At 68.2% G+C, this 15,973-nt stretch carries 3 protein-coding genes; 2 read left to right on the forward strand and 1 reads right to left on the reverse strand.

Translation table 11 applies throughout. The features are described 5' to 3' along the window. Nucleotides 1–121 precede the first annotated feature (121 nt). Nucleotides 122–2,365, reverse strand: a complete 2,244-nt coding sequence (locus tag ACGHX3_RS09770) for a DUF11 domain-containing protein (protein ID WP_213604979.1) — start codon at nt 2,363–2,365, stop codon at nt 122–124. Nucleotides 2,366–3,161: 796 nt separating this feature from the next. On the opposite strand from ACGHX3_RS09770, the gene ACGHX3_RS09775 reads away from it, so the two are divergent. Together ACGHX3_RS09775 and ACGHX3_RS09780 are read left to right on the forward strand one after the other, a co-directional pair. Then, entirely contained in the window at nt 3,162–12,566 is a 9,405-nt protein-coding gene (locus ACGHX3_RS09775) for an SdrD B-like domain-containing protein (protein WP_394694833.1), read from the forward strand. Further along, entirely contained in the window at nt 12,563–15,973 is a 3,411-nt protein-coding gene (locus ACGHX3_RS09780; RefSeq protein ID WP_185896142.1) for a hypothetical protein, read from the forward strand. The genes ACGHX3_RS09775 and ACGHX3_RS09780 overlap by 4 nt, the downstream gene beginning before the upstream one ends.

The raw sequence follows: 15,973 nt of genomic DNA on the forward strand, positions 1-15,973 counted from the left end.
TCCGTTGCCGCGACCCTATTGAAACGCAGGTGAAATAGTCGTGCATGTGCGACAACGTATGGCTGTTGCACAGCAGCACATAAGAGCTATGCGAATGCCATTTAGGTGAACCGCCGCTGCCTTAGTCGGCAATGCAACTCACCGCGAAGACCACACGACCGCCCGGCGGCAGCAGCGGAATGGGTGTACCGCCGGCGGCCAGCAGCTCCGCCGGGGTGGCAGGGCAGCTTGCCCCGCCACTGGGCGTGCAACTGATCACGGTGCACGCACTCAGGCCGGTACCCGGTGTGTCACGGACAATGGCCCCATCTGCGGCCACGGTTCCGGCCGCATGCGTCACGGTCACCGTGTAGTCGATGGCATTGCCCTGTACGACCTGCGTGACCAAGGACGTCTTGGTGACCGATAGGTCCACCGTGCGTGGGGTGTTAACGAAAGTGCACGTCAGGTCGTCGCCCGCCACCGGCGTGACCTGGAAGCTGCGGCCTTGACCTGGCGGCACATCGGTGGTGCCGGCGATGCTGTTTACGCAACTGTATTGCGTGTCGTACAGCGCCAGGTTGGCGGCCGGCGTGCCCGCGCCGCTTTCGGACAGCGTGTAGGTCGTGCCGGCGGTGGCGGTAAAGGCGGTGGTCGACACGCTGCTCGCCGTGCCCGTGCTGGTCGCACTCGGGCCGCCGTTGTCGATTGCCACGGTGAACTGGTCGGTCGCCACCGCGCGGCCGGCGATCGTCTTCACTAGCGTCAATCGGGGCGGGGCCTGAACGCGCAGCTCGGTGGTGTTGGTGCTCTCGGTGAATACCTCGCCGCTGGAGGCACCGGTGTAGCTCACCTGCGCCAGATTGCGGATCACCGTGCCGTCGGCGGCATCGGCGCGTACGCGCACCACAAAGCTCACCGTGGTGGAGGTCGGCTGCGTGCCAATGCAGCTTTGGCAGCGCAACAATCCGCCCTGGCTGCCATCGGCGCCGGTGCCCACGCGAAACACGGTCGTGTTTGACGCCGCTTCCGCCACGTCATCGCCCACCGTATCGGTCTTGGCTCCGGTATTCGCACCGGCGCTCACCTGCAGGCTGCCGGCCTCAAAGTCGGTATTGGCCGGGATCGCATCGCGGATCGATACATTGACCGCATTGTCCTGGCCAGTGTTCTGCAGTGTCATGGTGTAGCGGATGCGATCGCCCGCGCGCGCCTGGCCGGCGGGCAGGCCCGGATTGGTCAGGTTGGCCTGGGTCTTGGCGGTGGCCGCATCCACGGTGGGCTGGAACACATCAATGGCCGTGGCCAGCAGCGAGATCGCATAGCCCTCGCTGCTGGTGCGCGCGGTGAGGGTAGCGGAGGTCGCGCCGTTAGCCAGCGCGATGTTGCCGGGGTTGGCTAGCTGCACGATGTCGGCATCAAAGCCCAGCGTGTTGGTCAGGTTGTTGTTGGCCAGGCTGCGCTGGTTGACCACACTGCCGAGCCGGCAGATCGTGGAGTTGAAGACATCCCCAGCGGTGTTGCAGGCGTCTGACACGTTGACCAGCGAGGATCCCAGGCCTTGGAAGGTGAAGCCGTCGGCCGCGCCGCGGTCGCCATCCATCGCCATCCAGCCCAGTTGCGCAGCCACCGTCCCGCTAAAAGGCGTGCGAAAGCCGGACACCGTCAGCGAGACCTGGTTCACCGGCGCCGTGCCGGTGGTGGCGATCACCGCCAGGCCATCATTGATGGTGAAGTTGCGAAGCGGACGCGCGGGGTTCTGCACCACCAGCACCAGCGTCCAGCCGCCGAAGCGGTTCACCAGGCCGGACTGCAGCGGCAGGTTGGCCACACGGTAGGTACCCGCGCCGCTTGCACGCACGGCGGTGGTCACGTCGGCGCGGCACGTGTAGACGTGGTGCGGTTGTCCTGCGCCCCAGATGGTAGAGCGCGGCGACACGTCGCAGCCGCTCGCCGAAAGCGCCTGGTAGCCAAGCCCCGGTCGGCCGAAGCGGATCGAGGTGGCTGTTGGCGACGGACTGGGCTGGCTGCTGGCATCGCTAGCAACCAGGCCACCCCAGTACAACTGCGCGCGCACGATCTGCGCGCCGGCCGGCAAGTCTGCCGCTGCTAGGGTGGCGCTGCTGGAGTTGGTGATGCTGGTGTCGGTGGCATCGGCCGGCAGCCTGGTGGCCACCATGGTCAGCCCGTCGTTGATGGTCGCGCCGCAACTGCCGGTGGTGCCGTTGCAGGTGAGGTTGGTGTTGGCGAGGAACAGCAGGTCGCCGTTGAGCGTGGTGGTATAACGCTGGTCAAAGGCCCGGTAGACCTGGGCCGAGGCTGAGGGTGCGAGCGCGATGAGCGCGATTGCCAGCAGGAAAAGCCAGACAGTGGGCTTGTCCCGCATGATCGCCGCACATGCCTGGGCGCAATCTTGCTTGGAACGTCCTACCGAAAAGATCACGCGACCTCTCACCATGGATACAGGGCTCCGAATGATCTCAGATCATCAGCAACAAGCATGCCAAGCAAACATAAACTCAGCCCACTCCCCGAGGCCCCAGGGTGCCCAGCCAGTATCAGCGGCTGAAGTAAAGGTCGCCACGGGTTAGATCCTGACCCACAGCGTCACCTCGCATTGAACACGCAGCGCACTCTTCGTTAGATGATATCGATGCTGAACGCGACTCAGTCCGGCGACGACGACCAAGCAGCTGAACGCGCTAGAAGCGTACCTAGCGCTACCGGCGCAGTTCAGCTCGTGTCGAACTACCAGGCCAGACGATGCGCACCGGCGAATTGCCGGCCGGACACGCCAACATTAGCTGCCGTGCAAGTGGCTTATTGGTGAGCTTGTGGCCAATAATGTGACATGACACTTGGCCGCGATACGTGTGCATAATTAGCATTACCCCGTCACATCCTGTGGCGTGCGTCCTTTCGGTCGCCGTCGCGATGCGACGTGAGCAGCACGCTTAGATCAACTGACAGTCCGTCGGGGGACTGCAGTGGGGGATTCAGGCGCTGTTGGGGACGCCGTGGGGCGATAGCGTTGTTACAGGGGATTGCCAGTGAATCAGGAAGCCGGGTTGGCGCGCGTCGCCGATGACCATGGGACGGTTGTGTGCGGCCATGTGCCCATGACCTCGCGCAATTCTCGCGCTGCTCGCTCGCTAAAGCGCGTCCTCGCCCGGGCACTGCTCGTGGCGGGCAGCCTGCTGGCGCTGCCGGCCCTGGCGGCGGACCTGCAGCTCACCGACCTGTCCGACAGCGGCTACGACCCGGTGCCTGCGGGCAGCGACGTGGTCTACAGCATCACCCTGGAAAACGGTGCCGGCGATACGTCGGCCGCGACCAGCAGCATCTTCGACCTTCCCGCCGGCACCACCGCCAGCAGCCTGCCGGCGTTCTGCGCCGCGGCCGTCGGCACGCCGACGCGCATCGTCTGCAACCACGGTCCGCTGCAGGGCACGCTGGCCGGCGGCTCGCCGATCACCTTCCAGATCGGTGTCAACACCGGCGGGCAGGCGCCCGGCACCGTCACCATGCGCGGTGCGGTGGGCTTCAGCGCGAACACGCCGCCGGCCACCACGCCGATCGCCAGCCTCACCGTCGCCGATCCGTTCTTCGCCGGCGACACCAATACCGCCAACAACATCCGCAGCCAGGCCACCACGCTGACCGTGGCGGGCGACCTGCGCCTGCAGAAGAGCGCCACGCCGAACCCGGTCGTCGGTGGCGGCGTCGTGACCTACACGCTGACGGTCACCAACGACGGCCCCAGCCCGTCGACCAACTTCCGCGTGGTCGACACGCTGCCCGCTGCGACGACCTTCGTCGCCGGCAGTTTCAATGGCGCCGGCTGGACGTTCGCACAGGGCTCCATGACCGCCACCCACGCCGGTACGCTGGCGGTGGGCGCCAGTTCGACCTTCAGCTTCCGCGCGCGCGTGAATGCCGGCAGCGGCAACATCACCAACGCGGCGGTGGTCGAGGCCATCGGCACGCCGGATCCGGATCCGGACAACAACGACGCCGAAGTCACCACGGCCATCACCCCGGGTGCGGACCTTGCGATCAGCAAGTCAGCCGCGCCCGCGCCGGCCATCGCAGGACAGTCCATCACCTTCACGCTGACCGCACGCAACCTGGGTCCCAGCGTCGCGCAGAACGCGAGCATCACCGATGCGCTGCCGGCCGGCTTTGTCATCACCGGCGGCACCGCGCCCGCGGCGTGGAGCTGCAGCAGCGAGGCGGCCAACAGCGTCCGTACCTGCAACCGCACCGGCGACATGCCGGTCGGCGAGGTGGCGACGATCACCATCGTGGCTACCGTGCCGTCGACGGGTCCGAACAGCAGCGGCGACGTCACCAACACTGCCACCATCACCTCGGCTACGCCGGATCCGAACAGCCCCGGCAACGGCACCAACAACAACAGCGGCACGACAACGTTCACCGTGCTCGCCGACGGCGCCGACCTGTCGCTGACCAAGGCCAAGACGCCTGAGCTGATCGCCGTGTGGGACGGCATCGGCAGCGATGCCGACAGCCGCATGACCTCGACCATCGTCGTGCGCAACCTCGGTCCGCGCGCGGCCACCGGCCAGGTGCAGGTGGTGGATGAACTGGCGGCGGGCGAGGAATTCCTTTCCTTCGCTGGCCCATGGACCTGCAGCGTCGACACTCCCTATGCGGTGCCGCCGGCGCGCCAGCGCGTCACCTGCGACCTCAACGCGGGCTCGCTGCCGTTGACGGTGAACGCCAACGCGCCGCAGCTGCAGATCGTCAGCCGCGCACGTGCGGCCGGTTCGCTGAACAATACGGCGTGTACGGGTGGTTCGAACGGCTCGCTGGAGCCGCTGACCGGCAACGGCATCAACACCGATCCTGAAACCGGGAACGACTGCAACGGCGCCGGTACACGCACCACAAACGAGCGCGCCGACCTGCGCATCGCCAAGCAGACCAACGGCCCGGGCACGGCGGACAACGTACTGAGCGCCAGCCAGACCACGGTGACCTACACGCTGACGGTCACCAACGACGGCCCCGACAGCACCACCGGCGTGGTGATCAACGACGACATCCCGGGCTTCGTTCCGGGCCGTACCACCGTCACCGCCAGCACCATTCCCGCCGGCTGGACCTGCGCGACCGGCGCCTCGGTGATCTGCCGCTCCGGCACCACGCCGCTGGCCAACGGCGCCAGCGCCACCATCGTGCTGACCGTGCAGCGTGCGCTGTTCGACAGCGCGGGCAGCGGCGCCGGCACCTGTGGTGGCGTGCCGATCAGCAATGCCTTCTGCAACACCGCCGGTGTCGGCATCGACGCGAACGTGGCGGGCTCGGTCGGCGAGGTGAACACCGCCAACAACAGCGCCTCGGACTGGCTGCAGATCGACCGCGTCGCCAACGTGCGCACGACGGCGAAGAACATCACCTCCGGCGCCACCGGCCAGGCCGGCGTCAACACCACCTATGTGATGTCGTACGAGAACCAGGGCCCGTCGATCGCGCCGGGCGTGGTGTTCCGCGACGTGTTCACGCTGCCGGCGAACGATGCCGGCTTCGTACTGGTGTCGGCCACGCGCACCGGTGGCGGCACGGCTACTTGTGCTGCGGCGGCGGGCGCGGGCGTCACGACGACACCGGCCAGCGGCGGTACGTCGTATGCCAATCCCACCGGCGGAACGGCCACGGTCACGCTGACCTGCCAACCGCTGTCGATGAACAACGGACAGACCGAAAGCATGACGGTCGTGATCCGGCCGAACGTCAACGTCGGCAACACGGGACGCACGTTCACCAACCTGGCGGATTTCTATTTCGACCGCGACAACAACGGTACGCCGGATCCGGCCACCGGCACTGATGCCAACGGCAGCTTCGACTACAACCTCAACACCGCCGACGACCAGCGTTCGGCCACGCTGCCGTTCAACAGCGGTGCGGTAGACCTGATCACCAACAAGGTGGACGTGGGCTTTACCGGTGGTGTGGATCCGGTGGGCTACAACGCCAACGACGTCAGCCAGAACGTGATCACCTATCGCCTGACCGTGCGCAACAACGGTCCGTCGCTGGCGACCAACGTACGCGTGACCGACACCATCACGCCGCAGGCAGGCCGCACCGTGCGCTATGTCGGCGCGTCGTCGACGACGGGCGGTCCCTACGTGGTGGGCGCATGCAGCGTGACCGCCGGTGCCAACCCCACCACCGGCGCGCCGATGACGCTGGATTGCCAGATGCCGGGCCAAGGCTTCTCGCCCAATCAGCCCGGCGTGGTCGCCAGCGGACAGACCAGCACACTGTACGTGCGATTCCAGTACGAGACCGCGCCCGGTGCCGCCGGCGATACGCTGCTGAACACCGTGACGGCGACGTCGGAAGAAACCGACACCAATCCGGTCAACAACACGGCCGACCAGGACACGACGATCCGTGCACGTGCCGACGTGGGCATGACCAAGACGACCGTCGTGGCGTCTCCCGACAGCGACCCCGCTGTCGCGTTGCCGCCGACGGTCACCAGCGTCGCACTGCGCCAGCCGTTCTTCTACGTGGTGGAAGGCGTCAACAACGGTCCTGGCGCCAGCCTGTCGCTGGATCGCACCGGAACCAATCCCCTCAACGGCACCGGCACGGTGGTCACCGACACGCTGCCGGCGGGCCTGGTGGTCACGGGTCCGATCACCTGGCGCAAGGTGGGACCGAATCCGGGCGGCGGTGAAGTGCCTGACGGCACCGGCACCTGCACGCAGGCGGGCAGCACGGTCACCTGCAACCTGGGCGACGTCACCTCCACCGGCCGCGTGCGCATCATCGTGCCGTCGCGCTGGGACAGCTATCCCAGCGGCGGCTCGGTTAACAACACCGCGACCATCGCCACCCAGCAGGTCGATCCGATCCCCGGCAACAACACGGTCACCATCCCGCTGACCGTCACGCGCTCGTCGCTGGCCGGCGTGGTGTTCGAGGATCGCAACCGTACGGGCGCCAACGGCGGCACGCATCAGGGCGTGGGAACCGAACAGGGCATCAACGGCGTCACCATTACGCTGACCGGCACCGATGCCTACGGCAATCCGGTCAACGTCACCACCACGACGAACGCCAGCGGCGCCTACAGCTTCGCCAACCTGTCGCCGGCCAATGCGGCCGGCTACACGCTGACGCAGACCCAGCCGGCCGCCTACGTCAACAGCCCGTCCGTGCTGCCGACCACCGGTGGCAGCGAGCCGTCGCTGGGCGGCACGTACAGCGCGGGTTCGCCGAACTCGGTGATCGCCGCGATCCCGGTCGGCGCCAACGACACCGGCGTCCGCTACAACTTCCCCGAGGTGCGTCGTCCGTCGCTGTCCGGCCTGGTCTACATCGACCGCAACTTCAGCAACGCCCACGAGGGCAGCGACGGCGTCATCGCCGGTGCGACGGTCGAACTGCTGAACGCCGCCACCGGCACGGTCATCACCACGGCGACGACGAACGCCAGCGGTGCCTACAGCTTCACCAACCTCGATCCGCTGATCGTCTACACGCTGCGCGAAGCGCTGCCGGCCGGCAACTACCAGAACCGTCCGACCGCGGTGAATCCGGGCCTGATCGGCGGTGCGGCCTGCGTCGCCGGCTGTACGCCGGGCACGGCGGTGAACGGCGATGCCGCCACCACCGACCGCATCAGCACTATCGACCTGGGGGCGGGCACCGACGGTACCGCGTTCAACTTCGGCGAAGACGCCGTGGCCGCCATCAGCGGCAGCGTCTATGTCGACCGCAACGGCAACGGCGACTTCGACGCCGCCGATGCAGGTGCGGTCAATTCGCGCCCGAACGGCGGCCTGCAGGGCGTGACGGTCACGCTGGCCGGCGCCGGTGCGGACGGCATCTTCGGCAACGGCGACGATCCGGCACCGGTGACGCTGCAGACCGACGCGAACGGCGCGTACCAGTTCACCGGCCTGGTGGTCGGGCAGAACTACCGCGTCACCGAAACGCAGCCGGCCGGTTACGGCAACGGCACCGAACACCCGACCAACGTCATCGACGTCAATGCGCTGTCGCTGGCCGGCGTGACCGGTCGCGACTTCGGCGAAACGCTGGGCTCGCTGGCGGGCGCGGTGTTCGAGGACTTCTCGACCACGCCGGCCAACAACAACAACGGCAGCTTCGACGGTGGCGAGAATCCGATCGCCAACGCCACGCTGACGCTGACCGGCACCGACCTGTCCGGCAATCCGGTCAACGTCACCGTGCAGACCAATGCGACGGGTGCGTACGTGTTCCGCGACCTGCTGCCGCCGCAGGCCGGCACCACGTACACGATCACCGAGACGCAGCCGACCGGTTATATCGACGGCCGGCACACGCCGGGCAATGCGGCGACGCCGGGTACGGCGACCACGCCCAACGTCATCGACGACATCGCGATCAGCGAAGGCCAGGCGGCGACCGGTTATCTGTTCGGCGAACTCGCCAACGCCATCATCAGCGGCACGGTCTACCTGGACCGCGACGACGACGGTGGCCAGGATGCCGGCGAGCCGGGCATTCCCGGCGTCACCGTGGTGATCGAGGGCGCGGGCCCGGATGGCGTGTTCGGCACGTCGGACGACCTGCCGCCGGTCACCCTGACCACAGACGCCAACGGCGGCTACAGCTATGGCGGTGCGACCACCGGCCAGAACTACCGCATCGTCGAGACGCAGCCCACCGGGCTGGCGAACGGCCAGGAAAACCCGACCAACACCATCACCGTCACCAACCTGCCGGCGAGCGGCTCCAGTGGCAACGACTTCGGCGAGCGCGCCGCGTCGTTGAGCGGCAGCGTGTGGCTGGACGCCGACAACGACGGCGTGCGTGATGCGGGCGAGAACGGCATCGCCGGCGTCAGCGTCGCGCTGCCCGCGGGCACCGTGGATGCGCTGGGCAACGCCGTGGCCGCGGTCGTCACCGATGCCAACGGCAACTACCGCTTCGACGACCTGCTGGCCGGTACGTATGCCGTCAGCGAGCAGCTCGCGCAACCGGTGGTCGGTGGCGTCACCACGATCAACGGCACCACCGTGGCCGGCAGGATCGGCGGCAGCGCCAGCGGTACCGCCACGCCGGTCGCGACCGTGCCCAGCGCGGTCGCCGGCATCGCGCTGCCCGCGGGCGGCGCGTCGATCGACAACAACTTCGGCGAGACGCTCGGCGTGTCGCTGTCGGGTCGCGTGTTCTTCGACGCCGACAACGACGGCGTGCAGTCCGGCGCGGCCGAGACCGGCATCGAGGGCGTGACCATCACGCTGACCGGTACCGACGACACCGGCGCAGCCGTGTCGCTGAGCACCACCACCGACGCCAACGGCGATTACGCGTTCGAAGGCCTGCGTCCGGGCACCTACACGGTGACCGAACCGACCCAGCCGACCGGCACCAGCAACGGCCAGACCGTGGCCGGCACCGTCGGCGGCACGCCGTCGGGCGCCGCCACGCCTATCACCGCTGTACCCAGCGCGATCAGCGCGATCGACCTGACCACGCCGGGCGCGAGCTCGGTCGGCAACAACTTCGGCGAGATCCCGCTCAACAGTTCCATCGGTGGGCGCGTGTGGCGCGACAGCGACAACGATGGCGTCATCGATCCGTCGGAAGACGGCATCGGCAACGTCGTCGTGCGCCTGACCGGCACCGACCTGGCCGGCAACACGATCACCCGCGAAGTGACCACGCAACCGGACGGCACGTACGCCTTCATCGAGCTGCCGCCGGGCACGTACACCATCACCGAGCCCGAGCAGCCGGCGGGCACCCTCAACGGCATCACCAACGCCGGCAACAGCGGCGGTACCGCCACGCCGCCGACGTCCACGCCGTCCGTCATCAGCGGCATCACGCTGGGCGTGGGCCAGGACGTCACCGGCAACGACTTCGGCGAAGTGCCGGCTGGTGCGATCAGCGGCCGCGTCTACAACGACGGCAACAACAACGGCGTCATCGACACGGGCGAGGGTGGCTACGCGAACGTGCAGGTGGTGCTGACCGGCACCGACGACCTGGGCCAGGCGGTCAACGTCACCGTGACCACCGACGCCGACGGCCGTTACCGCTTCGACGACCTGCGTCCGGGGACGTACACGGTGACCGAACCGACGCAGCCGCCGGAAACGCTCAACGGCATCACCAGCGCCGGCACCATCGACGGCACCGCCGTCGGTACTGCGACGCCGGTGACGACCACGCCGTCTGCGATCAGCGGCATCGTGCTGCCGCCGGGTGGCGAGTCGATCGACAACAATTTCGGCGAGATCGGCGATTCGCCCGACCTGGTGGTCAGCAAGACCGCCACGCCGGCGATCTTCACCGTCAACAACACCGCCACCTACACGCTGCGCGTGCGCAACATCGGGCAGCAGCCCAGCGCGGGCGAGTACGTGGTGGAAGACCGCCTGCCGGCCGGCCTGACGCTGGCGGCCACGCCGGTGGGCACGGGCTGGACCTGCACCGGCGCGCCGGGCGACACCCGCTTCCGCTGCGCGAGCAGCACGGTGATCGCCGCCGGCGCCACCTCGGCCGACACCATCGTCGCCTCGGTGCGCGTCGCCGCGACGGCCGCCACCGGTTCGCCGGTGAACAACGCGGTGATCGTCGAGGGCGGTGGCGAGAACGAGTTCCGCACGCCGACGCCGGACGAACGCGCCGACTTCGAAGGCAACCCGGGCGACCTGCCGGTGTGCGACCCGGCGATCACGCAGAACGCGTGCCGCCTGCCGACGCCGGTGCAGTTGTCGGCCTCGGTGTCGGGCACGGTGTGGTTCGACCAGGGCAGCGACTTCGGCCGCATCGACAGCGGCGACCGTCGTCTGTCCGGCTGGGTCGTGGAAGTGGTCAACGGCAGCGGCCAGGTCGTCGGTACCGCGACCACCGCCGTCGACGGCACGTACTCCATCGCCGACCAGGTGCCGGGCATTCCGCTGAACATCCGCTTCCGCGATCCGGCGACGGGCGTGGTGTGGGGCCTGCCGGTCAGCGGCGACACGATTGCCGGTCCGCCGGTGCCGTGCGATGCCGCCGCCGCGATCGCCAATGGCACCGCAAGTTCGTGCCGCAGCAGCGATGGCGGAAGCACGCACCTGTCGGTGGTGCTGGCGCCGGGCGCGAACCTGCCGCAGCAGAGCCTGCCGCTGAACCCGGGCGGTGTGGTCTACGACGCGACGACGCGTACGCCGGTTCCGGGTTCGCGCGTCACCCTGACGCCGGTCGGCACCTGCGCGGGCTACTCGCCCGAGCAGCACGTGCTGAACGCCGCGCTGGGCGGTTACACCGTGCAGGGCACATCGGTATCGATGACGGTGGGTGCGGAAGGCTTCTACCAGTTCCTGCTGGGTCCGGACGCACCGGCGTCGTGCCGCTTCCAGCTGGCGGTGACGCCGCCGGCCGGCTACACGTTCGAGTCCGGCATGATTCCGGCCGAGACCTCGCCGCTGACGCCGCCGTCCACGCCGGGCGAAGGCTATCCGGTGCAGACGAACGCGACCGCACCGACCGGTCCGGTCGGTACATCGACGACGTACTACCTGGAGCTGACGCTGGGTTCGGGCGTCGCCGTGCCGGTGCACAACCACATCCCGCTGGATCCGCAGATCGCGCCGGGCCTGGTCATCACCAAGACCGGCGACCGCAAGACGGTGGAAGTGGGCGACAGCCTGGTCTACACCATCACCATCCGCCAGACGGCGGGTGCGTCGATGGGCACGGTCAACGTGATCGACCGCCTGCCGCACGGCTTCACCTTCATCGATGGCACCGCGCGCGTCGACAGCGCCGGCATCGCCAATCCGCTGGGCAAGCCCGGCCCGACGCTGGTGTTCGACGTCGGCCCGCTCGCAGTCGGCCAGCAGAAGGTGCTGACCTACCGCGTGCGCGTGGGCGTCGGCAGCCAGCAGGGCGACGGCATCAACCGGGCGCGTGCCTGGGGCTGTTCGATCGACGGCGGCTGCGTGGATCCGACCACGCTGACGCCGTATCCGAATGGCGGCGTGGTGCCGTCCAACCCGGCGGAGTACCGCGTGATCGTCAGCGGCGGCGTGTTCGCCGACGAAGGCTGCGTGCTGGGCAAGATCTTCGTGGACTGCAACGTCAACCACGTGCAGGACCGGGAAGAGCTGGGCATCCCCGGCGTGCGCATGTACTTCGAGGACGGCACCTGGATGGTCAGCGACTCGGAGGGCAAGTACAGCTACTGCGGCCTGCCGCCGAAGAGCCACACGCTGAAGATCGATCCGTCGACCCTGCCCGTCGGTTCGCGCCTGACCACCAGCAGCAACCGCAACCTGGGCGATGCGGACAGCCTGTTCATCGACCTCAAGAACGGCGAGCTGCACCGCGCCGACTTCATCGAGGGCAGCTGCTCCAACCCGGTGATCGAACAGGTGAAGGCGCGCCGCACGCAGGGCGAGATCCGCGCACCGGAAACCGAGCGCAACCAGCAACCGCTGCGCTTCGAGAGCAAGCCTGCGCGCGCGCCGCAGCAGGGTACCGACTCGGCCAACCAGCGGCCGATCGTCGAACCGAGGCCGACGGCGCCGGATGAAGTCCGCAACGGGGAGGTGCAGCCATGAGCCGCTTCACCCCGCGTCCGTCGACGTCCCTGGAATCCCGTGCCATGCGAGCTTCACGTCCTTCGTTCCACCCCCTCGCGTTGGCGCTCGCCCTGGCGGTGACGCCGGCGCTGGTGCAGGCGCAGGCCGTGTCCGGCGACCAGCGCTTCACGCCGGCGATCGGCCAGGCCACGCCGCTGTATCCGCAATCGCCGGAATCGCAGCGCACTGCGCCACAACCGTTGTATGCGCAGCCCGGCAACGTCGACTACAGCATCAACGTCGGCGTGGACCGCGTCGTGGTCGAGGTCGACCGCGACGGCGTGCCGGCCGATGGCCAGTCGCCGGTCAAGGTGGTCGTGCAGCTGTACGGCGCCGATGGCAAGCCGATGGCGGGCGAGTCCTTCGCCACCATCGAGCACAGCGGTGGCCGCATCAAGCTGGCCGACGGCCGCACGGACGAATTCGGTCCGGGCCGCCTCGATGCCGATGAAGTCACGCCCGGCATCCAGCTGGCCGTGCGCGATGGCCGCGCCGAGTTCGAACTGCTGGCGCCGCACGATCCGCAGGACGTGCTGCTGCGGGTGACCTCGGGCAGCCACAGCGCCGAAGGCGTCGTCGGTTTCGTGCCGGAGATGCGCGAGCTGATCGCCACCGGCCTGATCGAAGGCGTCATCAACTTCCGCCGCAAGGGCGACAACCTGGTCAATGGCACGCAGCGCGGGGATGGCTTCGAGCGCGAGATCCGCCGCTGGGAGAAGCAGTTCAACAGCGGCAAGGCGAACGGTGCCGCGCGCGCGGCGTTCTTCGTCAAGGGCACGATCAAGGGCGAGTACCTGCTTACCGCTGCCTACGACTCCGACAAGGAGGTGCGGGCACGCCTGTTGCGCGACATCCAGCCGGAAGAGTTCTATCCGGTGTACGGCGACGCATCGCTGCGCGGTTTCGACGCGCGTTCGGCCGAGCGCCTGTACGTGCGCGTGGACAAGGGCCGCAGCTACCTGCTGTACGGCGATTTCCAGACCGGCGACAACATCGCCACGCAGACCGGCATGGATGTCGGAGCGCAGGCCGGCCAGCGCGTGCTGGGCACCTACAACCGCACCGCCACCGGCCTGGGCTGGCATTTCGAGAACGCGCGCGTGCGCGGCAACGTCTTCGCCATCGAGGATTCGCTGCGCCAGGTGATCGAGGAACTGCCGGCCGCCGGCAGCGGCCCGTACGGCCTGCGCAACAACGCCGTGCTGGAAGGCAGCGAACGCGTGGAGGTGGTCGTGCGCGACCGCAACCAGCCCTCGCGCATCGTCTCCGTGCGCCCGCTGGGCCGCCTGGTCGACTACAGCTTCGAGCCATTCTCCGGCCGCATCCTGCTCAACAGCTTCCTGCCTTCGTTCGACAGCGATCTCAACCCGGTGTCGCTGCGCATCACCTACGAACTGGACCAGGGCACCGAGACGTTCCTGGTAGTCGGTGCGGACGCGCAGTTGCGCGTCGGCAAGAACGGCGAGATCGGAGGCTCCTATGTCGACGACCGCAATCCCTTCGCCGCGTTCGAGATGGGCAGCGCCAACGTCGGCTACCGATTCGGTGCCAACACCTGGCTGGTCGCCGAAGCCGCGCGCACGCGCAGCGAGGTCAACACCAACAGCGTCAACCAGTACGGCACGCCCGGCCTGCAGGGCCTGAGCGGGCTGGTGGAAGGCGATGCCTGGCGCGTCGAGCTCGGCCACGCCGGCAAGGCGCTGGACCTGAAGCTGTTCGCCGGCCAGTCCGATCCCGCGTTCAATAATCCGGCGTCGCCGCTTTACGGCGGCCGTGGCGAGTACAGTGTGACCACGCGGTGGCGCCTGACCGACCGCTTCGAGTTGTACGCGGAAGGCCTGCGCAGCGAGGACCGGAACCCCGATGGGGGCGAGCGCGAGGCCGCCAGCGCGGGCACTCGGGTGAAGGTCACCGACAAGCTGACGCTCGACTTCGGCTACCGCGCCATCCGCGAAACCGTCGGCGCGTACTACACGTGGGCCACCGGCAGCGGCTACGGCAACATCGGCGGGCTGTCGGGCGGTTACGCCACCGGTTCCGGCGGCGGCGCGCTCGGCTACGGCCAGCAGCCGCTGGATCCGTTGACCGGCCTGCCGATCATCAGCAGCGGCAATCCCAACGACGTGGCCAGCGGCCTGCCGGTGGGCACCGAACTGTCGTCGGACATGCTGCGCATCGGCGCCGGCTACCGCGCCAGCGACCGCTTCAGCATCGGCGGCGAGATCGAGCAGGACATCCACGGCGAAGACCGCAACCGCGTGGCGCTGGGCATGGATTACCAGCTGCGCGAGCGCAGCCGGATCTATGGCCGCTACGAGAAGCAGACCGGCGTCAGCGGCGTGAACGGCCTGACCCAGGACGGGCGCGAGGCGGACACGGTGGCGCTGGGCGTGGACACCAGCTTCATCAAGGACACGCAGCTGTTCTCCGAGTACCGCCTGCGCGATGCCATCGCCGGCCGCGACATCCAGGCGGCATCTGGCATGCGCAACCGCTGGGACCTGCGCGAAGGCCTGCGCCTGGATACGACGCTGGAACACACCAACGTCATCTCGGGGAACATCGGCGATTCCACCGGCATCGGCTTCGCGCTGGATTACAGCGCCAATCCACTGTGGCGCGGCAACGTGCGGCTGGAACACCGCATCTCCGACGACGTCGCCGGCACGCCGACCAACGAGGGCTACAACACCACGCTGCTGCAGTTCCTGGCCGCGCGCAAGCTGAGCCGCGACTGGACGCTGCTGGCGCGCAACTACCTGTTGCGCACCGAGTACGACGCGCGTGGTGATGTGTTGCAGGACCGCTTCCAGATCGGTGCGGCATACCGCGACACCGACACCAACCGTGTCAACGCGCTGGCCCGCTACGAGTACAAGCTGGAGAAGGACGAAAGCGGCATGGACGGCACCGGCTTCGGTTCGGATACCGGCCAGGACATCCGCAGCAGCGCGCACATCGTGTCGGCACATGCCGACTGGCATCCGTCGCGGCCGTGGTGGCTGACCGGCCGCGTGGCGGCGAAGTGGCAGCAGGACAGCTTCTTCTACGCCGACACCGGTCGCGTCGACGACGACTTCAATGCCGTGCTGCTGTCCGGCCGCATCGTCTACGACATCACCGAGAACTGGGATATCGGCGTGCTGGGCTCGACGTTCCGCGGCCAGGACGGCGCCAACCAGTATGCGTTCGGCATGGAAGTGGGTCGCTTGTTGCGGCAGAACCTGTGGCTGTCGGTGGGCTACAACGCCACCGGCTTCCGCGGCGACGACGACCTGACCGGTTACGAGTACACGCAGCAGGGCGCGTTCATCCGCCTGCGCTTCAAGTTCGACGAAGACCTCTTCCGCAGGGAAGACGCCCGCTACCGCGATCCGGTGCGCTGA

The sequence above is a fragment of the Pseudoxanthomonas japonensis genome (genome assembly GCF_043632995.1).
Taxonomy (GTDB): Bacteria; Pseudomonadota; Gammaproteobacteria; order Xanthomonadales; family Xanthomonadaceae; genus Pseudoxanthomonas_A; species Pseudoxanthomonas_A japonensis.